The organism is Streptomyces coeruleofuscus, from assembly GCF_039532725.1.
GTDB classification, from domain to species: Bacteria; Actinomycetota; Actinomycetes; order Streptomycetales; family Streptomycetaceae; genus Streptomyces; species Streptomyces coeruleofuscus.
Genome location: NZ_BAAASE010000003.1, coordinates 220,878 through 243,286 on the forward strand (window position 1 = coordinate 220,878; position 22,409 = coordinate 243,286).

At 71.0% G+C, this 22,409-nt stretch carries 24 protein-coding genes; 13 read left to right on the forward strand and 11 right to left on the reverse strand.

What is annotated here, in order from left to right:
- Positions 1-67 precede the first annotated feature (67 nt).
- The 5 genes from ABFX81_RS12230 to ABFX81_RS12250 all read left to right on the forward strand — a co-directional run bounded on the left by ABFX81_RS12230 (position 68) and on the right by ABFX81_RS12250 (position 4,242).
- Complete coding sequence (locus ABFX81_RS12230; RefSeq protein WP_086844929.1) at positions 68-718, forward strand: class I SAM-dependent methyltransferase; 651 nt, start codon at positions 68-70, stop codon at positions 716-718.
- A gap of 107 nt (positions 719-825) precedes the next feature.
- Positions 826-1,113: a hypothetical protein gene (locus tag ABFX81_RS12235; RefSeq protein ID WP_086844931.1), complete on the forward strand. Its 288-nt coding sequence runs from the start codon at positions 826-828 to the stop codon at positions 1,111-1,113.
- Between the two features lie 63 nt (positions 1,114-1,176).
- On the forward strand, positions 1,177-2,127 hold the full coding sequence (locus tag ABFX81_RS12240; RefSeq protein WP_086844933.1) for an N-acetylmuramoyl-L-alanine amidase: 951 nt from the start codon (positions 1,177-1,179) through the stop codon (positions 2,125-2,127).
- A 159-nt stretch (positions 2,128-2,286) separates the two neighbouring features.
- Positions 2,287-3,132 (forward strand): hypothetical protein, encoded by an 846-nt coding sequence (locus ABFX81_RS12245; protein ID WP_346138047.1) that lies wholly within the window; start codon positions 2,287-2,289, stop codon positions 3,130-3,132.
- Between the two features lie 96 nt (positions 3,133-3,228).
- Positions 3,229-4,242, forward strand: coding sequence for an LLM class F420-dependent oxidoreductase (locus ABFX81_RS12250; RefSeq protein WP_346138048.1), 1,014 nt, complete (start codon positions 3,229-3,231; stop codon positions 4,240-4,242).
- 10 nt (positions 4,243-4,252) lie between these two features.
- Here the strand turns inward: ABFX81_RS12250 and ABFX81_RS12255 are convergent, their stop codons facing one another.
- Genes ABFX81_RS12255 through ABFX81_RS12265 form a run of 3 tightly spaced genes read right to left on the reverse strand, consistent with a single transcriptional unit; the run spans position 4,253 to position 7,792 of the window.
- The gene (locus tag ABFX81_RS12255) at positions 4,253-5,002 is read right to left on the reverse strand and encodes a hypothetical protein (RefSeq protein WP_346138049.1); all 750 of its coding nucleotides are present in this window, start codon (positions 5,000-5,002) and stop codon (positions 4,253-4,255) included.
- Positions 4,989-6,554 carry a substrate-binding domain-containing protein gene (locus ABFX81_RS12260; protein WP_086855438.1) on the reverse strand — a complete coding sequence of 522 codons (1,566 nt, stop codon included), beginning with the start codon at positions 6,552-6,554 and terminating at the stop codon, positions 4,989-4,991. The genes ABFX81_RS12255 and ABFX81_RS12260 overlap by 14 nt, the downstream gene beginning before the upstream one ends.
- The gene (locus ABFX81_RS12265) at positions 6,551-7,792 is read right to left on the reverse strand and encodes a hypothetical protein (protein ID WP_346138050.1); all 1,242 of its coding nucleotides are present in this window, start codon (positions 7,790-7,792) and stop codon (positions 6,551-6,553) included. Before ABFX81_RS12265 ends, ABFX81_RS12260 begins: the two co-directional genes overlap by 4 nt.
- 194 nt (positions 7,793-7,986) lie before the next feature.
- On the opposite strand from ABFX81_RS12265, the gene ABFX81_RS12270 reads away from it, so the two are divergent.
- From ABFX81_RS12270 to ABFX81_RS12285, 4 genes are all read left to right on the forward strand, one after another.
- Positions 7,987-8,280 (forward strand): hypothetical protein, encoded by a 294-nt coding sequence (locus ABFX81_RS12270; RefSeq protein ID WP_059416357.1) that lies wholly within the window; start codon positions 7,987-7,989, stop codon positions 8,278-8,280.
- A gap of 175 nt (positions 8,281-8,455) precedes the next feature.
- Entirely contained in the window at positions 8,456-10,054 is a 1,599-nt protein-coding gene (locus ABFX81_RS12275; protein WP_086847009.1) for a TIGR03086 family metal-binding protein, read from the forward strand.
- A 156-nt stretch (positions 10,055-10,210) separates the two neighbouring features.
- Positions 10,211-11,491: a tyrosinase family protein gene (locus tag ABFX81_RS12280; RefSeq protein ID WP_346138051.1), complete on the forward strand. Its 1,281-nt coding sequence runs from the start codon at positions 10,211-10,213 to the stop codon at positions 11,489-11,491.
- Positions 11,491-11,994, forward strand: a complete 504-nt coding sequence (locus ABFX81_RS12285; protein WP_086847010.1) for a hypothetical protein — start codon at positions 11,491-11,493, stop codon at positions 11,992-11,994. The genes ABFX81_RS12280 and ABFX81_RS12285 overlap by 1 nt, the downstream gene beginning before the upstream one ends.
- Positions 11,995-12,018: 24 nt before the next feature.
- Here the strand turns inward: ABFX81_RS12285 and ABFX81_RS12290 are convergent, their stop codons facing one another.
- From ABFX81_RS12290 to ABFX81_RS12300, 3 genes are read right to left on the reverse strand one after another with little or no spacing between them, the layout of a single operon-like run.
- Positions 12,019-13,089: a prenyltransferase/squalene oxidase repeat-containing protein gene (locus ABFX81_RS12290; protein ID WP_086847013.1), complete on the reverse strand. Its 1,071-nt coding sequence runs from the start codon at positions 13,087-13,089 to the stop codon at positions 12,019-12,021.
- Positions 13,086-13,835, reverse strand: a complete 750-nt coding sequence (locus ABFX81_RS12295; protein WP_020275921.1) for a class I SAM-dependent methyltransferase — start codon at positions 13,833-13,835, stop codon at positions 13,086-13,088. Before ABFX81_RS12295 ends, ABFX81_RS12290 begins: the two co-directional genes overlap by 4 nt.
- Entirely contained in the window at positions 13,829-15,352 is a 1,524-nt protein-coding gene (locus ABFX81_RS12300; RefSeq protein WP_086847015.1) for a glycosyltransferase, read from the reverse strand. The genes ABFX81_RS12295 and ABFX81_RS12300 overlap by 7 nt, the downstream gene beginning before the upstream one ends.
- Before the next feature lie 211 nt (positions 15,353-15,563).
- Here ABFX81_RS12300 and ABFX81_RS12305 point away from each other — a divergent pair, with 211 nt between their 5' ends.
- Positions 15,564-16,226 (forward strand): TetR family transcriptional regulator, encoded by a 663-nt coding sequence (locus ABFX81_RS12305; RefSeq protein WP_086847017.1) that lies wholly within the window; start codon positions 15,564-15,566, stop codon positions 16,224-16,226.
- Between the two features lie 253 nt (positions 16,227-16,479).
- Here the strand turns inward: ABFX81_RS12305 and ABFX81_RS12310 are convergent, their stop codons facing one another.
- Both ABFX81_RS12310 and ABFX81_RS12315 read right to left on the reverse strand, forming a co-directional pair.
- Entirely contained in the window at positions 16,480-16,713 is a 234-nt protein-coding gene (locus ABFX81_RS12310; RefSeq protein WP_086847019.1) for a 4Fe-4S domain-containing protein, read from the reverse strand.
- 2 nt (positions 16,714-16,715) lie between these two features.
- Positions 16,716-18,167 (reverse strand): aldehyde dehydrogenase family protein, encoded by a 1,452-nt coding sequence (locus ABFX81_RS12315; protein ID WP_086847021.1) that lies wholly within the window; start codon positions 18,165-18,167, stop codon positions 16,716-16,718.
- A gap of 86 nt (positions 18,168-18,253) precedes the next feature.
- On the opposite strand from ABFX81_RS12315, the gene ABFX81_RS12320 reads away from it, so the two are divergent.
- From ABFX81_RS12320 to ABFX81_RS12330, 3 genes are all read left to right on the forward strand, one after another.
- Positions 18,254-19,309: a Strvi_7410 family MBL fold metallo-hydrolase gene (locus tag ABFX81_RS12320; protein ID WP_086847023.1), complete on the forward strand. Its 1,056-nt coding sequence runs from the start codon at positions 18,254-18,256 to the stop codon at positions 19,307-19,309.
- Positions 19,310-19,358: 49 nt separating this feature from the next.
- Complete coding sequence (locus tag ABFX81_RS12325) at positions 19,359-19,814, forward strand: nuclear transport factor 2 family protein (RefSeq protein ID WP_086847025.1); 456 nt, start codon at positions 19,359-19,361, stop codon at positions 19,812-19,814.
- Between the two features lie 91 nt (positions 19,815-19,905).
- Positions 19,906-20,811 carry a Scr1 family TA system antitoxin-like transcriptional regulator gene (locus tag ABFX81_RS12330; RefSeq protein ID WP_086847027.1) on the forward strand — a complete coding sequence of 302 codons (906 nt, stop codon included), beginning with the start codon at positions 19,906-19,908 and terminating at the stop codon, positions 20,809-20,811.
- Between the two features lie 13 nt (positions 20,812-20,824).
- Here the strand turns inward: ABFX81_RS12330 and ABFX81_RS12335 are convergent, their stop codons facing one another.
- The 3 genes from ABFX81_RS12335 to ABFX81_RS12350 form a co-directional block, all read right to left on the reverse strand.
- Positions 20,825-21,640, reverse strand: a complete 816-nt coding sequence (locus ABFX81_RS12335; protein WP_346138052.1) for an SAM-dependent methyltransferase — start codon at positions 21,638-21,640, stop codon at positions 20,825-20,827.
- Between the two features lie 227 nt (positions 21,641-21,867).
- Entirely contained in the window at positions 21,868-22,014 is a 147-nt protein-coding gene (locus ABFX81_RS12345) for a hypothetical protein (RefSeq protein WP_346138053.1), read from the reverse strand.
- Positions 22,014-22,181, reverse strand: coding sequence for a hypothetical protein (locus tag ABFX81_RS12350; protein WP_428837163.1), 168 nt, complete (start codon positions 22,179-22,181; stop codon positions 22,014-22,016). The genes ABFX81_RS12345 and ABFX81_RS12350 overlap by 1 nt, the downstream gene beginning before the upstream one ends.
- Positions 22,182-22,409 lie beyond the last annotated feature (228 nt).

The window sequence follows — 22,409 nt, forward strand, 5'->3', positions numbered from 1 at the left end:
TCGTCCTCTCGGCAGGGGGTACGGCAGCATGGGCGCCCGGACCGTCGTACGACCGGAAGGAACCCCCATGCCCGCGGCCCCGAAGCCCGAGATCCTGGCCGCGTTCGAGGCGGCGAAGGGGTTCATGCCCGTGGACGAGGGCCTGGCCCTGTACGCGGCGGCGGTGGAGGCCGGACGGCTCGGGCTGCCGCTCCTGGAGGTCGGCACGTACTGCGGCCGGTCCACGGTCCTGCTCGCCGACGCGGCCCGTGAGGCCGGGGTCTGCGCGCTGACCGTCGACCACCACCGCGGCAGCGAGGAGCAGCAGCCGGGCTGGGAGTACCACGACCCGCAGACGGTCGACCCCGAGCTCGGCCTGATGGACACGCTGCCCACGTTCCGCCGCACCCTGCACCGGGCGGGCCTGGAGGACCACGTGGTGGCCCTGGTCGGCCGCTCCCCGCAGATCGCGGCGGTCTGGCGGACCCCGCTCGGCCTCGTCTTCATCGACGGCGGCCACACGGACGAGCACGCCACCGCCGACTACGAGGGCTGGGCCCCGCACGTGGCCGAGGGCGGCCTGCTCGCCGTCCACGACGTCTTCCCCGACCCGCAGGACGAGTTCACCGGCCAGGCCCCGTACCGCGTCTACCTCCGGGCCCTCGCCTCCGGCGCGTTCACGGAGGTCTCGGCCACGGACTCGCTGCGGGTCCTGCGGCGCACCGGCCCGGGCATCTAGGAGAACGGCTGGGCGGGTGAACTGCGCGCCCTCCGCCCCCTCCCGGTCGGCCCACGGGCGGCGTGGCGAGTCGGCGGGCGACCGCCGCTGCCCAAGGATCCGGGCGCGTGGCACACACCTTCGCAGAGCTCGTGGAGAAGCAGCGCGCGGCGGACGAGGCGTACGCCCGCGTGCGGCAACTACAGGACGCGTACGGCCCGCCCACCCAGACCAAGTGGAGCGCCCAGCAGACCACCACCTGGGAGACCGCCTGGCGCGCCTGGCGCGACCTCGCCCGCGACGTCCAGGCAGCGGTGACCGCGTACGCGAAGCAGGAGGGCACCCCCCGCCAGGAGATCGAGGCGCGCGTGAAGGAGGCGGTACGGCACGGGGGCCCCGACGCGAACGACGGGTAGCCGCCACCCGTTGGGCCGTGCTCGACCCGCGGCCGGCCGGCGGCGGCCGCTAGGGTGGCTGACGTGTCGTATGTAGGCCCGGACTTCGAACCTCCCCAGCCCCGCCGCTCCCGCCGCGGCCCCCTGACCGTCGCGCTCGCCGCGCTGGTGCCCGGGGCGCTGCTCGGCTGGCTCGTGTACGAGACGGTGGGCGGCTCCGGGGACGGAGGCGGCTCGGGTCAGGCGACCGTGCGGTCCTCCCCGCCCTTCGCGTCGGGCGCGCCCACCGACGACGGCAAGGAGCCGAGCGCCTCTCCGACGCCGACGGCGCCCTCGGCCTCCGCGCCCGCTCCGGCCTCCGGCCCGCTCAAGGGGAAGGTCGTCGTCATCGACCCCGGGCACAACCCGGAGAACTTCCAGCACCCGTCCGAGATCAACCGCAAGGTGAACATCGGGACGAACTGGAAGGAGTGCGACACCACGGGCACGTCCACCAACGACGGTTACACCGAGGCGAAGTTCACCCTGGACGTGGCACACCGGATGCGCACACTCCTCGAAGAGCAGGGCGCCACGGTGAAACTGACGCAGGACGCCGACCGGCCGTACGGCCCGTGCGTGGACGAGCGGGCCCGGATCGGCAACGAGGCGAAGGCCGACGCCGTGGTCTCGGTCCACGCGGACGGCTCGGCCACCGGCAACCGCGGCTTCCACGTCATCCTGCCCGGCGCGGTGCACGCGGGCGCCGCCGACACCCGCGCGATCGTCGCCCCCTCCCGCGACCTCGGCGAGCGCGTCGCGGGCCGCTTCGTGGCCGTCACCGGCAGCGCGCCGTCCAACTACGTCGGCGACGGCAGCGGTCTCGTCACGCGTAAGGACCTGGGCGGTCTCAATCTGTCAACGGTTCCCAAGGTGTTCATCGAGTGCGGCAACATGCGCGATAGCAAGGACGCGGCGTTGCTGACCAGCGGCGCGTGGCGGCAGAAGGCGGCGCAAGGGATCTCTGAGGGAATCGTGAGTTTCCTGCGCGGGTAGCTCTCGGCGGGCTGATCCGGGCGGACACCCTGGTCGGGCGGACGATAGGGTCCGTTCGTACGATGAGGGGCCACCCCCACGCTTCACACCGGGGCCCGACGACGGCATGGTGACAGCGACGCCTCTACCGACGACGAGACGACCTGCGAAGGACCTGAAGTGAATATCCGCTCCCTCACTCGAGGCGACGGCGTGGTGATCGGAGCAGCGGTGTTGCTCTTCATCGCGTCGTTCCTCGACCTCTACTCGATCGATGGTGTCCCGGACAGCGCCGACCTGCCCAGTCTGTGGGCAAGCGGGCCGGTCGTGCTCAGTGTCGTTCTGGCGGGGATCATCGGCGCCGCGCTCGTCGTCGTCGCCCGCGGTCTGCCGCAGGTCCCGAAGATCGCGGGTCTCGACCTGGGCCAGTTCGGCGTCGCCCTCACGGTGTTCGCCGCGTGGAGCGCGCTGGGCAACATCTTCGACCCGGCCGGCGGAGCCGACAACTTCGAGGGCAGCACCTCCGACGGTCCCGGCGCCGGCCTCGGCCTGACCCTCGCCCTCGTCGCCACGCTGCTCCTGGCCGCCGCCGCCCTCGCCACGCCTCTCGTCCCGGCCCTCAAGGGCGCCCTCCTCCCGGCACCCCGCCCCGCGACCCCGCAGCCCTACGGCGCCCAGCCCCCCGGCGGTTACGGCTACCCGGGCGCCCAGCAGCCGGGTGGCTACGGCCAGCCCCAGCTGGGACAGCCCGGCCCCGGGCAGCCGGGTCAGCCCTACGGTGGTCAGCCGCAGCCGCAGCAGGCCCAGGCGCCGCAGCCCCCGGCCGGGGACTTCTCGCCGTTCTGGTTCGCGGTGCCGGTGCCGCGGCCGCTGTTCGCCGAGGACGGTTCGCCGACGCCGATCGCCGAACTCGCGCCGGGCACCTGGTACCTGGCCGTCGAGCAGCGCGGCGCGGCCCTGGTCGCGCAGACGCAGGACGGCCGCCGCGGTGTCCTCCAGGACACGTCGGGCATCCAGCGCGGCTGAGCCCCCGCACGACGTACGGCCCCTCGCCCTTCCGGGTGGGGGGCCGTTGCCGTACAGTCGTCGCCCCGTCAGCTGACAGGTCGTCAGGAGGCAGGCATGCGGCTCGGTCTCGCGCTCGGCTACTGGGGGCGCGGCCCCTCCCCCGGCCACGTGGCGCTCGCGCAGGAGGCCGAGCGGCTGGGCTACGACTCGGTGTGGACGGCGGAGTCGTGGGGTTCGGACGTCTTCACGCCGCTCGCGTGGATCGCGGCGCACACCTCACGGATCAGGCTGGGTACGGCCGTTGCACAGATGGCGGCCCGCCCGCCGACCACGACCGCCATGCACGCGCTGACCCTCGACCACCTCTCCGGCGGCCGCATGATGCTGGGCCTCGGACTGTCCGGACCGCAGGTCGTCGAGGGCTGGTACGGCCGCCCGTTCCCCTCCTCGCCGCTCACCGCCACCCGCGAGTACGTCGACGTCGTACGGCAGGTACTGCGGCGGGAGGCGCCGGTGGAGCTGGCCGGGCGCTTCCACTCCCACCCCTACCGGGGCCCCGGCGCCACCGGCCTCGGCAAGCCGCTCAAACCCATCACCCACCCCCTGCGTCCCGGCCTGCCGATCCTGCTCGGCGCGGAGGGGCCGAAGAACGTCGCCCAGACGACCCGGATCGCCGACGGCTGGCTGCCGCTGTACTGGTCTCCGACCCGGCCGGAGGTCTACGGCCCGGCCGTGCGCGAACTCCCCGAGGACTTCCTCGTCGCGCCCCTGGCCCAGGCACGGGTCTGCGACGACGTCGCCGAAGGCCTGCTGCCCGTCAAGGCGATGCTCGGCTTCTACATCGGCGGCATGGGCCACGCGGCCCGCAACTTCCACGCCGACCTCATGGCCCGCATGGGGTACGAGGAGGAGGCCCACCGCATCCAGGAGTTGTTCCTGTCCGGCCACCGGGAGGAGGCGGTCCTCGCCGTGCCGGACGCCTTCGCCGACGAGATCTCCCTGGTCGGTCCGCGCGAACGCATCGCGGAGCGCCTGGAGTTGTGGCGGAAGGGGCCGGTGACCGACCTCCTCGCCCTCGCACCCGACCCGCACACCCTGCGCGTGCTCGCCGAGCTCAACTCCAGTTGAGCGGCGGCGGTCACCAGAAGATCGCGATCGCCTCCAGCGTCACCTCGCGGGTGTCCTCGCGCCAGCCGGTCATCTTGCCGAGGCAGCGGGCCGTGAACGTGCCGGCCGGGATCGAGCGGCGCGCGTTCCCGGGGGCCACGACGCGCATGTACACCGGGGGCTGCTCCTCGCCGTACTCGGCCCGCAGCTCGAATCCCTCCGCCACGTCCGGCACGCGGGTGAAGACGCCTTTGACCGAGACGAATTCGCCGATGCGGCTCAGGGTCACCGCACGGCCGTCGGCCAGGTTGTCGGCCAGGTTCCGGTTCGGGACGACGGTCAGGGTGGTCAGGTCGGCGTGGACGATGGCGTCGGCCCGGTCGAAGGCCTCCATGACCACGCCGATCACGTTGATCGGTTTGTCCTTGCGCACGAACTTGCGGAACGTCTCCTGGCTGACGTCCCGCTTGAGCCGGAAGCGGAACAGCCACGTCAGCACCCGGCTCCAGAAGCCGACGCTCGTGTCGACCTTCGTCCGCAGCTCGACGGCCTCCTCCAGTGCGGACCGGTAGTTGCCGAGCTCGTACAGGTCCATCACCGCCTGCTCGTCCAGGTACAGGCAGATGCTGTACGCCGACTGCCAGCGCCGCAGGTGCCTGCGCCGCTCCCGGGCATGGCGGACCAGGACCACCGCGAGCACCAGCACGCCGGCGGCCGTCACCAGCCAGACCGTCATCCACGGCCACCAAAGGCTCCACCACAGTGCGTCAGTGACAGCCACGGATCTCCTTGAAAGCCTCGGAAAGGGACGAGCGGGCGGCGTCCACCATCCGTCCGCCCGTCCTCGCCGCCGCGCGCCGCAGTTCGCCTGCGTCGGCCTCGCCGAAGTGGACGGGGTAGGTGTGGACGTCGGCGCGCACGGCGGCGGGCAGCGCCTTGTGGCGGCGTACGAACTCCGCATAGGACAGGCCCGCGTTGTTCTCGCCGTCCGTCATCAGGACGAGTGAGACGGAGCGGTCGGGGTCGGCGGCCAGTTCCCGGGCGGCGGTGCGGTAGCCGTGGTCGAGGGCGGACCACACGGCGGTGGCGTCGCCGTAGCCGCCCCGGGCGACGGTGCCGGCGAGGGCGGTCAGGTCCCTCGGGCCGGTGACGGTGACGGTCTTCTCCTCCAGCACCCGGCCGCCGAACCGGACGACGGTCAGCCGCTCGCCCCGGTAGAAGCGGGTGAACTTGCCGGAGGCGGAGAGGTCCGCGCCGCTGAGTCCCGCGAAGGCCTCCCGCAGGGCGGCCATCCGGGCGCCGCGCATCGAGCCGGAGAAGTCGAGCAGGAAGACCACCTGGCTGGTGGTGCGGCGGTCGGAGTCACCGTAGTCCGCCAACAGGGTTTCGACGACGGCGGGCCGGTCGGGGTAGAAGAGGGCGTTGCCGACCGGTTCGCGCAGCCGCGGGTCCCGGGTGACCGCCGTGTTCACGGGGCGGCGCAGCGTGTGCCGCATGATCTGCCGCTGCACCGAGTCGCGCCGCAGCCACTGCGTGACCTTGTCGTAGGCGGTCCGGTGGGCCGGGTTCAGCAGGAGCAGCGGGAAGTCCGCCAGGACCATGCCGTCGTCGGGGCGGACGATCTCCAGGCGGTCGTCCAGGCGGTCGGTGGCGTTCAGGGCGAGCAGATCGGACTCGTAGGTGATGAGGGCGTTGGCCTCGTCCTGGTGATCGACGTAGGAGTCGACGAGGGCGGGGCCGGTGCCGGCGGTGAGGGTCTGGCCGGAGCGGAAGCCGCGCAGCCGGTCGCAGGAGACGTCCTCGGGGCGCAGAGCGGCTCCGGTGCCGGCCGCGGCGGTGGCGACGCCGACGAGGGCGGCGAGACCGCTGCCGGCGTGCCGGGGGTCGGCCATGCCGAAGCGGACGGTGCCCGTGGCGGCGGCGTCCGCGATGTCCGCCCAGGTGAGCCGGGAGCCGGGCACCTGGGCGCGCAGCTTCCGTGCCACGTCGGGCTTCAGGCCGATGACGACGGGCGAGGTCATGGTGGGCGTGCGCTGCCACTCCCGTACGGCGCTCTTGTCGGTGAGACGCAGATAGCGGTCGGACGACAGCCACGCGAGGTCGTACCTGTCGCGGTCGGGGGTCTTCGTCTCGGCGTCGGCCCGGTGGTCCAGACGCAGGTCGACGCCGGTCTCGTCCTTCAACTCGCCCAGCAGCGGCGCCAGTACGGCGAGATCGGGACCGGCCAGCACGCGTAGCCGGACGGTGTCCTGGCCGCCGTCGCCCGAGCAGGCGGTGAGGACGGTGGCCACGAGCGCCAGGCAGAGCGCCAGCAGGCCCGCGCCGCGCCTCACCGGCTGCCCGTCCGGTCCGGGCAGTCTCCGACGATCTCGATCATCTTCTCCAGCAGGGGAAGGCTGGGCAGGACCGCCCGGGTGTCGTCGGAGGAGGTGGTGGGCACCGGGATCTGGCGCTCGGTGAGGAACCGGGTGAGCTCGTCGCTGGTCGCGCCGCTGGTGGCGTTGCGGGCCCGGAAACCCAACTCCATGGCGCGGTGCTGGAGTTCGGGGTCCTTGCTGACCAGTTCTCCGAGCCGGGCGCCGTCGCCGGTCAGCGCGACGAGCTGGGGTTCGGTGACGAAGCGCGTGGACGGGTAGAGCAGGACGCGCTCGTCGTCGGTCGCGCCCTTCTCGGCCCGGTGCCCGATCTGGTGGGCGAGGAACTGGTGCTCGTAGATCACCGAGATCGGGGCGATGCTCGGCCCGTCGGGGGACAGATACGTTTCGGCCCGTTCGGAGGACGGCAGGCCCTGTTCGATGAGGAGCGGCTTGATCTTCCGGGCGAGTCGCTCGGCCTCGGCCTCGTTGTCCGGCGCGTCGTTCCCGTGCTCGACGAAGGCCACGAGTCCGAGGTAGGTGCCGGCGGAGTTGGACTCGCAGATGTCCGAGGTCTGGGCAAGGATCTTGTTGCCGTTGCGGACGTGGTCGTCGTCGTCGATCTCGTCCCAGCGGTACCCGTCCTGCGGGTCGCGCTGGACGCCCTTCCTCTTGCCGTGCGCGAGATCGATGAACTTCCGCATGTCGAGGGTGTAGTACATGGGCCGGCCGCCCGAGCCCGGCTGGCGCTTCGCGACGCCTTCCGCCGTGAGCACCTCGGCGTAGTCCCGGTAGGTGGCCAGCACGATCGGGCTGACGAACGGGCGGTACAGCAGCACCGGACGGTTCGCCCGGGCGCGCTCCCGGCTGATCAGGTCGGCGGCCGGCTGGCCGGAGGGGAAGACGACGTCGTATCCCTCGTAGTCCTGCTTGGCGATCTCACGCGAGCCCATGTTGGTGATGTGCACGCGGAAGCCGTGCTTCATGAGCAGCCGCTCGACCACGGGGTCCTGGAAGAAGTCCCTCTTCGAGGCCATCTTGGCCTCTATGGTGACCACCTGCCGCAGCGGCAGCAGCAGGTTTCCGGAGGTCACGAGCAGCACCAGCCCGATGACCGGGACGGGCAGCGCCGACGCCAGCGCTCTGCGCAGGCGTCGGCGCGGGGGTCTGGTGACGGTTAACCGCGGCTCTTCGGTGGCGGGTCTGTTCGCGGGCACCTGCGTTCTCCCCCCCCCGTGACACCTGCGTTCTCCCCGTGTGCCGGGCCAGGATCGTCGGTGATGCGGGTGTACCCCGAACGGCCCTGCCGGGAACGTCGGTTGAACGTAGGAAGAAGCGCACGGCGAAGGCCCGGTGGGGTGCGGCGCACCGGGCCGGGTTTGAACTGGGTTTCACGGGCTATCCGGTTGGCATGTCCCCTCGATATCGCAACGGTGCGAATCAGGCCGGCACGATCATCGCGGTCGTCGCCGACATCATGGCCCTCATCCTGGGCCTGTGGATTCTGATGTACCTGCTGGACGCGAACCGGGCGAACGACTTCGTCCAGTTCATCCATGACGCGGCCCGCTGGCTGGCGGGTTGGTCCCACGACCTCTTCACGTTCGACGAGGCATGGGCCCGAGTGGTCGCCGGCTACGGCCTGGCAGCGGTGGTCTACCTGTTCGTGGGCCACGCGATCGCCAATCGCGCACATCGGCACTGATGCCCTGGGAGTTGTAGCGTCCATCGCCCGCGTGACGGCGGGCCGGTGTCCGGGCCGCTCCAGGCCCGGACCGAGGGCGCCGGTCGGGCTGATGTGGATGCGGATGCTCCGCAGGGCGAAGCGGGCAATCCCGGCCAAGGCCGGCGGAAGCCGGGTGCCTGTTGACTCTCCCTCCATGGGAGACCCAAGAGTGGAGCGCATGCACGTCGGTGACAACACGCTCTGGAGTATCGGGGAAGTCGCCCGGAAGACCGGGCTGTCGGTGAAGCTGATCCGGCACTGGTCGGACGCCGGGGTCGTTCACCCGGCCGATCGGACTCCGGCCGGCTACCGGCTGTACGGCACCGAGGCACTGGCCCGGCTGCAGCTGGCGCAGACCCTGCGAGGGCTGGGCCTGGGGCTGGCGACGATCCGGGACGTACTGGAGCGCGAAAGCACCCTTTCAGAGGTGGCCTCGACGCACATCGACGCGCTGGAGAAGCAGATCCGCACCCTGCGAACGCAGCAGGCCGTGCTGCGCTCCGTCACCCGCCGCGACACCACTGCCGAGGGGCTCACCACCATGACCGAGCTGGCGCGCATGTCCGCCGCCGAACGCCGTGCCATCATCCAGGACTTCGTCACCGACACCCTGGGAGAACTGGACGTACCCACCTACCGACGAGGCCTGCTGGCGGCCACCCCTGACCTGCCCGCCGATCCCACCGACGAGCAGGTAGACGCCTGGCTCGAACTGGGGGAACTCGTCAAGAATCCGGCTCTGCGCGCCAGTGTGCGCCGCATGGCCCGCTACGCCGCCGAACACCACCCGGGCGAGCACGACGACAGCGCGTTGCGGGACGCAGAGCAGGCGACAGACGACTGGCTGCGGCGAGTGGAGACAGCGACGGCGCAAGGAATCGCCCCGGACTCGCCGGCAGCCGATCCCGTCGTCACCGCCATCGTGGCGACCTGGATCCCCACGCAGGCTGCTCCCGACGGAAGGGAGCTCGTCGACAACGCGCAGGCCAGAGGTCTGCTCCTCGAGCAGCTCGAAGTCGCCTCCGACACGCACGTGGAGCGGTACTGGCAGCTGCTGTGCGTCATCAACGGCTGGCCCGTGCGGCCCAGCATGGCGGCAGCCGGCCGATGGCTGACGACGGCACTGCGGGCGCATCCTGAACCCGGTGCACGAGCCGCGCAACTCGCCGAGTTGTACGACGGTGGGCAGGACGTGTGGGAACCGACCGGCGTGCTGCACGCCTGTGACGAAGTCCTGGACGCCGTCGGCGGGCTCGTCTCCGCGGTGGAACCGGGCCACTTCGACCGCCCAACGGCCTGCGCCGGCTGGGACGTCCACACCCTCCTCAACCACCTGGTCTGGGAGAACCTGCTGTGGGCCGGCCTGGCCAACGGAACTCCCCGTTCCGACTTCACCGCCGACCATCTCGGGGATGACCACGTCGCGGCATTCCGTACCGCATCCCAAGCCGCACGGTCGGCCTTCAGGCGCCCGGGCATGCTCGAGCGGCGCTACGGGCCCGCTCCCGGGCGACGGCTCGTCGAGCAGTTGGTGATCGAGATGCTGGTCCACGGCTGGGACCTGGCCCAGGCCATCGGGCACCCCTACGACACCGTTCAGCACGTCGCTGAGAGAGCCCTCCCCGTCGTACGCGAGATCTACGGCGATCTGCCCCGTACCGCCGCCGGTTCCTTCGCTCCGCCCCAGCCGGTCCCCGATGACGCCGGCCCACTCGACCGTCTCGCCGCCTACCTGGGCCGCTCAGTCACGTGACGAACGGCCGGCGCGACCACATTTCCCGTGTACCCGCCCGAGTACGTTCAGGTTCCTGCCGATTTGCCGCACGCCTCCACCCGTCTGATGCTGAAGTGAAGGCTGAGCAGCCAGGCCGACCTGTGCACGGCAACCGGGCACCCCACGGGAGGCGAGATGCCCAAGGCCCGCAAAGACATCAACGCGCTCACCGACGCGGAATTGGACGACTACATCCACGCCCTCGACATTCTGCGACAACGTTCGGAATTGAACGAGGAAGATCCGACCGGGTACGCGTTCCAGGCGTCTCTGCACAACGGCTCCGCGGGCCCCTGCGAGCACGGCAGCGACCTCTTCCTGCCCTGGCACCGGGCCCATCTGCACTACTTCGAAAAACTGCTCCAAGAGGCCGACCCGCCGCGCACGCAGAACGTCACCGTTCCGTACTGGGACTGGATCAGTGAGCAGACTCCCGAGAAGTTCCCCCTCGCGTTCAAGAAGCCCGGTCTGAAGTCCCCGCGCAGTTCCGCGGCCGCCGAGCTGCCGCCGGACACGCTCGAGATCGTCACGAAGACAACGAACCAGAAGGAGTTCGCCGGCTATCCCGACGGCGATCCCTTCGGAGACGCCGGACGGCTCGAAAGCGGTCCGCACGACACGATGCACGGCTACTACATCGGTGGGGCAATGGCAAACCCCTCGAGAGCGGCCGAGGACGCGATCTACTTCAGCTTCCACTCCTTCATCGACCTGATGTGGGCGGAATGGCAGCACCGCAACGGAACACCACCCCTGACCTCACCGGACCACGTACTGCGAGGTTTCACCTCACAGCCCAAGAACAAGGTCTCCGACTTCACCAGCACCGCGGACCTCGACTACGAGTACGAGTACACCGACCGGCTCAAAGCGGCGTTCGCCGTGCCTGTGCCACCCCCGCTACCGCTCCCGCTCAGCCTGCTGGCGACCGAGCCGCTCACACCGCTCGACGAGGGCGCCGACCTCGTGACGGAGCTGCGCGACAAGGAGGTCGTACAACTCAGGTTCGCTGTGCCCGAGACCCAGGGGAAGCGACTGGTCGTGCGACTCGACGAGCTCAAGGTGCCGAACACCGGGACCTACATGCTGCGGGGATTCCTGCACCCCTCCGAGGTGCCGTTCCATCCCGACGGCGAGTTCACGCGTCGGTTCGCTGTGGGCTACGTGACCTTGTGGCGCGCCCACCCGCACATGCACCACGACCACGACGGTCCGCCCGTCGCCCACCACCCCGCCTCTCGTACGGCGCGCTTCGACGTGACGTCCACACTGAACTCGCTGGAGACGAACGGCGCCGACCTGGCGTTCACCCTCCAGTTCATCCCCGCACCCAGCCCGACGGGCCTGCCCCCGCACCCCGTACCGCCGCTCGACGAAGTCGAGCTCGAGGATGTGCGCATGGAGGTGTACTCCTGATGCGCACCCCGGTGTACGAGCTGCACATCCGGCCCATGTTCAGTGCGACAGACCGCGATCACATGATTCCCCACCCGATGAACCTCTGGGAGTACGACGACGTCGTCGAGCACGCCGAGCAGATCCTCGACCGCTTGGAGGGCGGAACCATGCCGCCGACCGCCCTCGGCGGGCCCTGGCCGCAGGAGTGGATCGACCTCTTCAGACGCTGGAAAGAGGGTGGTCTCAAGCGCCTGGAGCTCGGTACGGCCCAGGTCACGGTCACGCGCTCGCCCAGTGCGGTCACGGTCAAGGCCACCGGTACGTTCCCCGCGCCGGGCTACCTGGGGTGGATTCAGCTGGAGAGCGAGTCCGACACGGCGAAGACCTACGTCCTGTACTTCGAGCCGCCGGACGCCCCGGTGGCCGGTACCGCCGATGAGTTCGAGTTCAAGGAGCGCTACAGCTCTGCGGACACGCGGAAGCTGTTCATCCACGACAGTGCCGGCGTCCACGAACACTGATCACGCCGGGGCTCGACCGGGCTCCTAGGCGCAGCAGTCCGACTCCAGCCCCAGTGGCAGGCCCTCGCCGTCGAAGATCCGGCACGTGGCCTCGTGTCCCCCGAGCGCGGCCACGGCCAGCAACAGCGACCCCGCAGTCCACGTGGTCAACTCCTGCGGCCAGATCGCGTCGTCATCGAAGACGTACCCCGTCCAGTACAGGCCGCTCTCCGGATCGCGCAGGTGCTGGATCGACTGGAGGATCTCCAGCGCGCGGTCCGACTCCCCCATCGCCCAGAGCGCGAGCGCCAGTTCGGCGGACTCGCCACCCGTGACCCACGGGTTGGGGACCACGCAGCGCACCCCCAGTCCCGGGACGACGAAGCGGTCCCAGTCCTCCTCGATGCGGGCCTTGGCCTCGGCACCGGTCAGGGCACCGCCGAGCACGGGGTAGTACCAGTCCATCGAGTAACGGTTCTTGTCGAGGAACCGCTCCGGGTGCCGGCGAATCGCGTGCCGCAGCGCACCCGCCGCCAACTCCCAGTCCGGCTGCGCCTCTTCCCGCTGCTCGGCGATCGCCAGTGCGCACCGCAGCGCGTGGTGGATGGAGGAGCTGCCCGTGAGCAGGGCGTCGGCCGTGTCCGTGCCGTCGTCGTCGCGCCGCCAGCCGATCTGCCCACCCGGCTGCTGCAGGCGCAGCACGAACTCCACCGCCGCGTACACCGCCGGCCACATCCGCTCCAGGAACGTGTCGTCGCCGGTGGAGAGGTAGTGGTGCCAGACGCCGACGGCTATGTAGGCGACGAAGTTGGTCTCCCGGCCCCGGTCGGTGACCTCGGCGAAGTCCCCGTCCGCATAGGCCGCGTACCAGGAGCCGTCCTCGTTCTGATGCCGGGCCAGCCACAGGTAGGCCCGTTCGGCCGCCTCGTGTTCACCGGCCGCGTCGAGTGCCATCGCGGCCTCGACATGGTCCCACGGGTCGAGGTGGTGTCCCCGGAACCAGGGGATCGCGCCGTCCTCGCGCTGCACGGAGAGGATGCCGGCGACGGTCGCGGCGGCCTGCCCGGCGGTGAGGACCCCGGGCAGGACCAGATGTTCCGTCCGGGGAGTCGTCACTGGGCGTCCGCCCCGGTCCCGGAAAGCCGCGGCAGGTGCGGCTTGGTCGCGTACGCCACGAAGCTCTTGCCGATCAGTGGGTTCAGCGCCTGCTCCGCGACCCGGGTGGCCAGCGGTTTCTTCATGATGTCCCAGACGAGCAGCTTGTGGTACGCCCGCACGGGCAGCGCCTTGTCGTTGTCGACGCCGAACGCGCACTTCAGCCACCAGTACGGGGAGTGCAGCGCGTGGGCGTGGTGGGTGCCGTACGGCTCCAGGCCGGCCTCGCGGATCTTCTCCAGCAGCTCGTCCGCCTTGTAGATGCGGATGTGGCCGCCCTCGACCTCGTGGTAGGCGTCGGACAGGGTCCAGCAGACCTTCTCGGGGCCGTAGCGCGGGACGGTGACGGCTATGCGTCCGCCGGGCTTCAGCACGCGCACCATCTCCGCGAGGACGCCCTTGTCGTCCGGGATGTGCTCCATCACCTCGGAGATGATCACGACGTCGAAGGACTCGTCGGGGAAGGGCAGTGCGAGGGCGTCGCCCTCCATGGCCGTGGCGGTGGCGCCCTCGGGGGCCTCGCCCGCCTCCTTCATCGCCGCGAACCACTTCGCGACCTCGCGGATCTCCTCGGCGTTCTGGTCCAGGGCCACGACCTGCGCGCCGCGCCGGTAGCACTCGAAGGCGTGCCGGCCGGCACCGCAGCCGAGATCCAGGACTCGGTCGCCCGGGGCGAGCGGGAACCGGGAGAAGTCGACGGTCAGCACGTGGCCCTGCTTTCGGAGTTGACGCCTTCTACATCTGTGGTGGCTGCGGAGACAGCACCTGCGGGAGCCGGGGTCGCCGAGCGGTCCCCGCCCACCGCGGAGCCACCGGAAGTCACGGACGCCGAGCGGTCCCCGCCCACCGCGGAACCGCCGGAGGCCAGGGGCGTCGCCACGGAACGGTCGCCGGGCGCTGCCGAGCGGCCCGTCTCGCCGGCCCGGGCCCTGGCGATCGCCTCGCGGTACCGCGCCACCGTGCCCTCCGCGGCCCTGGCCCACGTGAAGTGCCGCAGCACTCGTTCCCGCCCGGCCGCGCCGAGCCGCGCGCGCAACTCCGCGTCGCCCAGGAGCCGGCCCAGCCCGGCCGCCAGTGCGTCCGAGTCGCCCGGCGGCACCGCCAGGCAGGTCTCCCCGTCCCGGCCGGCGACCTCGGGGATCGCCCCGCCGGTCGTGGCGAGCAGGGGCGTCCCGGTCGCCATGGCCTCGGCGGCGGGCAGCGAGAAGCCCTCGTAGAGCGACGGTACGCACGCGACCTGGGCGGAGCGCACGAGGTCGACGAGTTCCGCGTCGGAGATGCCCTTGACGAACTCGACGGCGCCGTCGAGGCCGTACCGTTCCATCGCCTGGGCGACGGGCCCCTCGGCCGGACGCTTGCCGACGACGACGAGGTGGGCGGCGGGGTGCTCGGTGCGGACCTTGGCGAGCGCCTCGACGAGGTGGACGAGGCCCTTCAGCGGCACGTCGGCACTGGACGTCGTCACGATCCGCCCGGGCACGACGGGCACCGACGGGTCCGGCGAGAACAGGTCGGTGTCGGCACCGATGTGGACCACGTGGATGCGGTCCTGGCGGACGCCGAGGTGGTCGACGATCTCCTGCTGCGAGGTGCCGGAGACGGTGAGCACGGACGGCAGCCGCCGCGCGACGCGTTTCTGCATGCGCGTGAAGCCGTACCAGCGCCGCACGGAGAAGCGCCGCTGCCAGCCCTCCGCCACGTCCAGCTCCAACTGCCGGTCGACGGTGATGGGGTGGTGGATGGTGGTCACCAGGGGCGCGCCCACGTCTCCCAGCAGCCCGTACCCGAGCGTCTGGTTGTCGTGGACGACGTCGAACTCGCCGCGGCGGGCGCGCAGATGGCGGCGGGCGCGCAGCGAGAACGTCAGCGGTTCGGGGAAGCCGCCGGTCCACATGGTCGCGACTTCGAGCGCGTCGATCCAGTCGCGGTACTCGTCACGCTTCGGCGTGCGGAAGGGATCCGGCTGGCGGTAGAGGTCGAGACTGGGCAGTTCGGTGAGGCTCAGCCCGTCGTAGCCCTCGTCGAGCACGGGATAGGGCTGTGCGCCGATGACCTCGACCCGGTGGCCGAGGCGGGCCAGTTCGCGCGAGAGGTGCCGGACGTAGACGCCCTGGCCGCCGCAGAACGGGTTCCCTTTATAGGTGAGGAGCGCGATGTTGAGCGGTCGCAAGCCGTCGGCAGCGGGGTCCTCCGGAGCCCCGGCCTCCCTGGCCTCAGCGGTCACTCTCGGCCCCCTTCTCCCTGCTCTGTCCCGCGAGATTACGCCGGGACGCTAATCTAGAACAAGTTTCAGACTTGATCGTTCGGAGGCTCTGAATCTACCGGCAGGTAAGGGCGCTGTGACCAGTGGATCAGGTGATTCACGCCACGGCCGGTGCCGTGCCATGCTGTCTGATCATTCGTCCTCACGGACGGTCACGGAACGGGACCGGCCCATGCCCGCGGAAGCCAAGGTGAGCGCCAAGGTGAACAAGGTGGCCAAGGTGGACGCCAGAGTCACAGCCCCCGCCTCCCCGCCCCTGACGGAGCGACAGGAGGCCCGCCGTCGCCGCATCCTGCACGCGAGCGCGCAGCTGGCCAGCCGGGGCGGTTTCGACGCCGTGCAGATGCGCGAGGTCGCGGAGTCCTCACAGGTGGCGCTCGGCACCCTGTACCGCTACTTCCCCTCCAAGATCCATCTGCTGGTCGCCACGATGCAGGACCAGCTGGAGCACATGCACGGCACGCTGCGCAAGAAGCCCCCGCAGGGCGAGTCGGCGGCCGAGCGGGTCGCGGAGACGCTGATGCGGGCCTTCCGCGCCCTCCAGCGCGAGCCGCATCTGGCCGACGCGATGGTCCGCGCCCTCACTTTCGCCGACCGCAGCGTGAGCCCGGAGGTCGACCAGGTCTCGCGGCAGACGACGGCGATCATCCTGGACGCGATGGGGCTGGAACACCCCACCGTGGAGCAGCTGTCGGCGGTCCGGGTCATCGAGCACACCTGGCACTCGGCGCTCATCACCTGGCTGTCGGGCCGTGCCTCCATCGCCCAGGTCAAGATCGACATCGAGACGGTGTGCCGCCTGATCGACCTGACGGCGCCGGACGCACACGAATGACCTACGAGACGGGTTCCCTTCGCCGGCATGGTCCGGATCAGGTTCTGGGGGTCGCCTTCCGGTCGCCGGACCTCTCGGTCCTTCGACCTTCCGGCCTCTCAGCCCTACCGTCGCAGTCGGCACCGGCGGAAGCCGAGGCTTCCTGCCAGAGTCGGCTACTCCGGTCGGACTCCCTCACTCGTCCCGTAGGCCTGCTTCCAGGGTAGAACCACCAGCCAGGAATGGAACCCCCGAAAACATGATTTTTCGGGCATTACTCCTCCGGCGGGAACACCGGCTCCCCGCTGTCCCCCAGCGTGATCGTGATCGCCTCCACCGGACAGCTCTCCGCCGCCTCCAGCACCCGCTCGTTCGCGTCCGTGTCCGGGTCGACCGGATGGGACTGCCGGGCGGAGTCCAGGCGGAAGCCGTCCGGCGCGTGGTGGAGGCACTGGGCGGAGCCGATGCACAGGGAGCGGTCGACCTCGACGTGCCAGCGGTCACCCATCGCTACGCGTCCGCCGGGAGGTGGATCATCTTGTGCTCCAGGTACTCGCCGTACCCCTCGGGCCCGAACTCCCGCCCCAGACCCGAGCTCTTGTAGCCGCCGAAGGGGCCCAGCATGTCCAGGCTGAAGGTGTTGACCGAGTACGTGCCGGTACGGACCTGGCGCGCGATCTCGATGCCGTGCTCGACGTCCGCCGTCCACACGCTGCCGCTCAGCCCGTAGTCGGAGTCGTTGGCGATCTTCACGGCGTCGGACTCGTCGTCGTAGGGCAGCAGGCAGATCACCGGGCCGAAGATCTCCTCGCGGGCGATGCGCATGGAGTTGTCGACGTCGCCGAAGAGGGTCGGCTCGACGTACCAGCCGCGGTCGAGGCCGGCCGGGCGTCCGCCGCCGGTGAGGATCTTGGCGCCCTCCTCCTGCCCGATGCGGATGTAGTCGAGGTTGCGCCGCTGCTGCCGCCTCGCCACCAGCGGGCCCACCTGGGTGGCGGGGTCCAGCGGGTCGCCGACCGTCATCGCGCCCGCCGCGGCGGCCAGCGCGTCGGCGAACTCGTCGTAGCGGGAGCGCGGGAGGAGGATGCGGGTCTGGGCGACGCAGGCCTGCCCGTTGTTCATCCAGGCCGCGGGTGCGATGCCCGCGACGGCCGTCTCGACGTCCGCGTCGGGCAGGACGACGGCCGCCGACTTGCCGCCCAGTTCGAGCGTCACGCGGGTGAGGTTGCGGGCCGCCACCTCCATCACGCGCTTGCCGGCCGCGACCGACCCCGTGAAGGACACCTTGTCGATGCCGGGGTGCCCGACCAGGTACTCGCTCACCTCCCGGTCCGCGGGCAGGATCGACAGCACGCCCTCCGGCAGCCCGGCCTCCCGCGCGATCTCGCCGAGCAGGTACGCGTCCAGCGGTGACTCGGGCGAGGGCTTGAGCACGGCCGTGCAGCCGGTGAGCAGCGCGGGGGCCAGCTTGGCGGCGGCGACGAACTGCGGGACGTTCCAGGGGACGACGGCCGCGACCACCCCGACGGGCTCGCGCCGGACGAGGATGCGGCCGAGCACGCCGTCGCGCCGCTCCTCGTAGGTGAAGTTCCGCGCGACGGTGATCGCCGAGTCCCAGACCATGACGGCGCCGAGGGCCTGGGCGAGGACGCTCCAGGAGTACGGCGAGCCGTTCTGGCCGGAGATCACGCGGGCGATCTCGTCGTGCCGGGCGGCGATCCCGTCCTTGATCCTGCTCACGACCTCGATCCGCTCGTCGAGGCTCATGCGCGGCCAGGGGCCCTCGTCGAAGGCCCGCCGGGCCACTCCCACGGCCCGGTCCACATCCGCCGTCGAGGCGTGCGGGACGCGCCCGATGACCTCTTCCGTGTGCGGCGAGATCACCTCGATGACGTCCGTACCCAGGGGGTCGGTCAACTCCCCGCCGACGAACAGCTGTCCGTGTTCCACGAGCTCGGTCATGGCCGACTGCCTTCACATCTGACGGTGTTTCAGAAACTGATACCAGTTCTCGTTATAGTGGGCAATGGCCGTGGAACGGAGGGCACATGGAGAGCAGCCAGGACCGCGAGCCCGCACCGGCGGTGTACGACCACGGCGGAGGTGTCCGGTCCCTGCGGGTCCCCATCCCGGACAACCCCCTCGGCCACACGCTGGTGTACGTCGTCGACACCGACCGGGGCCCGGTACTGATCGACACCGGCTGGGACGACCCGGCGTCCTGGGACACCCTCGCGACCGGCCTCACCGCCTGCGGCACCTCGGTCGACGGGATCCACGGCGTGGTCGTCACCCACCACCACCCCGACCACCACGGCCTGTCCGGCCGGGTCCGGGAGGCCTCGGGCGCGTGGATCGCGATGCACGCGGCGGACACCGCGGTCGTACGGCGGACCCGGGGGGCACGCCCCGAGCGCTGGTTCTCGTACATGACGGCCAAGCTCGCCGCCGCCGGCGCCCCGGAGGAGCACATCGCCCCGCTGCGCGCGGCCCGGCCCCGCGCCCTGCCCGGCCTCTTCCCCGCCCTGCCCGACCGCGACATCGTCCCCGGCGAACTCCTCGACCTCCCCGGCCGCCGCCTGCGCGCGATCTGGACCCCGGGGCACACCCCGGGCCACGTCTGCCTCCACCTGGAGGAGACCCACCCCGCGCAACTCCCCGGCCGCGGCCGCCTGTTCTCGGGCGACCACCTGCTGCCCGAGATCACCCCGCACATCGGCCTCTACGAGGACCCCGACGACACCACGGTCACCGACCCCCTGGGCGACTACCTCGACTCCCTCGAACGCGTGGGCCGCCTCGCCCCCGCCGAGGTGCTCCCGGCCCACCAGCACCCGTTCCCGGACGCCGCCGCCCGCGTAGGGGAGCTGCTCACCCACCACGAGGCCCGCCTCACCGCCCTGCTGACCCTCCTCGCCGAGCCGCTCACGCCCTGGCAGGTCGCCGAACGCATGGAGTGGAACCGCCCCTGGGAGCAGATCCCGTACGGCTCCCGGAACATCGCGGTCTCGGAGGCCGAGGCCCACCTGCGCCGCCTGGTCAAGCTGGGCCGGGCGGAGGCGGTGCCGGCAAGCGATCCCGTGACGTACGTGGCGGTGCCATGAGGTGGCAAACCCGGCGGAGGACAGGCCGCCGGGGTGCTACGAAACGACCATGGACCCCATGGAACGCCTCCTCGCCGAACGCGCCTGCGAGCGCCTGATCATCGACTTCGTCCACCGGCTCGACCTGGGCGAACCCTCTTCCGTAGCCGAGCTGTTCACCGAGGACGGCGTCTGGCAGTGGCCGGAGGACGGACGGCTGGTCAAGGGCCGTGACGCCCTGCGTGCCTACTTCGGCTGCCGCCCCGCCGACCGGCTGTCCCGCCGCATGATGTCCAACATCCTGGTCACGGTGGTGTCCCCGGACGCAGCCGAGGCGATCTCGTACTTCACGACGTACCGCGTCGACGGCTACGACGGCGGTGTGGTCCCGGCCGGGCCGCCGGTCCAGGTCGGGCATTACGAGGACACGTTCCACAGGGCCGGCGTCGCCTGGCTGCTCGCCTCCCGGACGCTGCACCTGCCCTTCGGTGGAGCCACCCCACGGGCGAACCCGCCTCTGCCATAAGCCGGATGGCGTCAGGGCGGGGCCCTAGGATGCATATGCCGCGGCGCTCACAGGCATCGCGGAGTTGCGCCCCCCGCAAGGAGACATGCCCATGGGCACCGAAGAGGCCGCTCGTACGACGCCCGGCGGCGGAGCCCTGGACAGCGGATCGGCCGGGCCCATGGTGCCGCGGCTGGCGCTGGGCGCACGGCTGCGCGGGCTGCGGGAGGAGCGGGGCATGGGCCGTGCGGACGCGGGTCATGTCATCCGGGCCTCCGCGTCCAAGATCAGCAGGATGGAGACCGGCCGTCACGGGTTCAAGCTGCGCGACGTCGCCGATCTGCTCACGCTCTACGGCGTCACGGACGAGGCCGAGCGCGCGACCCTGCTGGCGCTGGCCGAGCAGGCCAACACCCCCGCCTGGTGGCAGTACTACAGCGACGTGGTGCCCACCTGGATGCAGACCTACCTGGGCGCGGAACAGGCGGCGAGCGTCATCCGCTGCTTCCAGGTCCAGCGCGTTCCCGTACTGCTCCAGACCGCCGACTACGCACGGGCCTCCATCCGGCTCGCGCACCCGGACGCCGGCGCGGAGGAATTGGAGCGCCGGGTCGCGCTGCGCATGACCCGCCAGCGGATCCTGCACCGGCGGCCGGCGACCCGGTTGTGGGCCGTGATCGACGAGGCGGCGCTGCGCCGCCCGGTGGGCGGCCCCGACGTCCAGCGCGCGCAGCTCAGGCATCTCGTCGAGATCTGCGGGCTTCCGCAGGTCACGGTCCAGATCCTGACGTTCAGCAGTGGCGGCCACGCGGCGGAGGGCGGCCCGGTCACGATTCTGCGCCTGCCCGGCGGCGAGTTGCCCGACGTCGTCTGCCTCGAACAGCTCACCACCGCGCTCTATCCCGACCGACCTGCCGAGATCGAGTGCTACTGGGACGCGATGAACCGGCTGGTGGTCGAAGCCGAGTCACCGGACGAGACTCCGACCATCCTTCACCGCATCCTTCAGGAGACCTGAGCCGCCGGGCGGTTCAGCGCTTGAGGGCGACACCGCCGTACTGGTGCACCTCCGCGGGGAGATCCAGGGCCGCGGCGTCGGGGCGCCAGCGCGAGCAGGACGTCACACCCGGCTCCAGCAGCTCAAGACCGTCGAAGTAGCGGGCGATCTGCTCGGGGCTGCGGAGGATGTAGGGGATCGAGCCGCCGTCGTTGTACTGCTGGATGGCCGCGACGTAGTCCTCGCTGGTGTCGGTGCTGTCGTACTGCACGAGGTAGCTGCCGGAAGGCAGGGCGTCCACCAGCTGCGACACGATCTCGCGCGCCTCGTCGTGGTCCTCGATGTGGCCCAGGATGCCCATCAGCATGAGCGCGACGGGCTGGTCGAAGTCCAGCGTCTTCCCGGCTTCCCGGATGATCGTGCCCGGCTCGCGCAGGTCGGCGTCGACGTAGTTGGTGACGCCTTCCTCGGTGCTGGTGAGCAGCGCGCGGGCGTGGGCCAGCACCAGCGGGTCGTTGTCGACGTAGACGATCCGGCTCTCCGGCGCCACCCGCTGGGCGATCTGGTGGGTGTTGTCCACGTTGGGCAGCCCGGTGCCGATGTCCAGGAACTGGCGGATGCCCTCCTCGGCGGCGAGGTGGCGGACGGCGCGGGCGAGGAAGTAGCGGGCGGCGCGGGCTCCGGTCTCGATACCCGGGAAGATCTCCCGGAACGCGTCACCGGCCACACGGTCGACTTCGTAGTTGTCCTTCCCGCCCAGCCAGTAGTTCCAGATCCGGGCCGAGTGCGGCACGGAGGTGTCGATCTTGGGGAGCGGCTCCTGCCCGGAGTTCCGCACCTGATCAGTCATGGACGCTCCTGCGTGTGGTCGTGGAGGCCCACGTTAGCTTGAGTGCCGGCGCATCGGCCCCTGAGACAGGATCAACTCCTCAGCCACGCCCAGCAGTTCCACTTCCGCCCGGCTCATCGTCGGGTTGACGGACCGGCGGCGCAGGGCCTCCGTGAGTGGCAGTCAGGGCGGAAGCCGCGTAGTCCAGGCCCGGTCACTTCCCCCGCGTTGGAGGCATAGGAGTGAGGTCACGTTCTCCAGGTGTAGAGCCGAGGACGCCAGCCGCCGGGTTCGGTCAAGCGCCGGGCGAGGACCGAGCCCGTCTCCGTCGCGTCCAGCGTGCCCGCCAGGCAGGCCTGGAGCATGGTCAGGTTCATCACCGTGGTGCAGCTCATCACCACGTCAGTACTGCAACCGAACGACCCCCGGCAGGGAGCGCGCCCTCCCCCGCCGCGTCTCCCCCGCCCTCCCGCTCACGCCGCAGCACCCACGCCTCGTCGATCTCGTACACGTCGGCGCGGCGGCCCGAGCCGAGCAGCCTCCCGGGTGGTGTCGTCGCCATGGGGCGAAGCTATCCGCCCCCACCCGGCACCCTCAGCCCGTTTTGGACGTGCGGGTACAGTAGGCAGGTCGCCATCACACCCGTACGGGGGGAAGCCGGTGCAATTCCGGCGCTGACCCGCAACCGTGTACCGCCCGCAGGGCGGTGAGCCGGATCGCCCCGTGCGGATCGTGACCGGCTCACGTGCCCGGCAGCCCGCCGGTGCACGGCACCGTCGAGGTATACGGA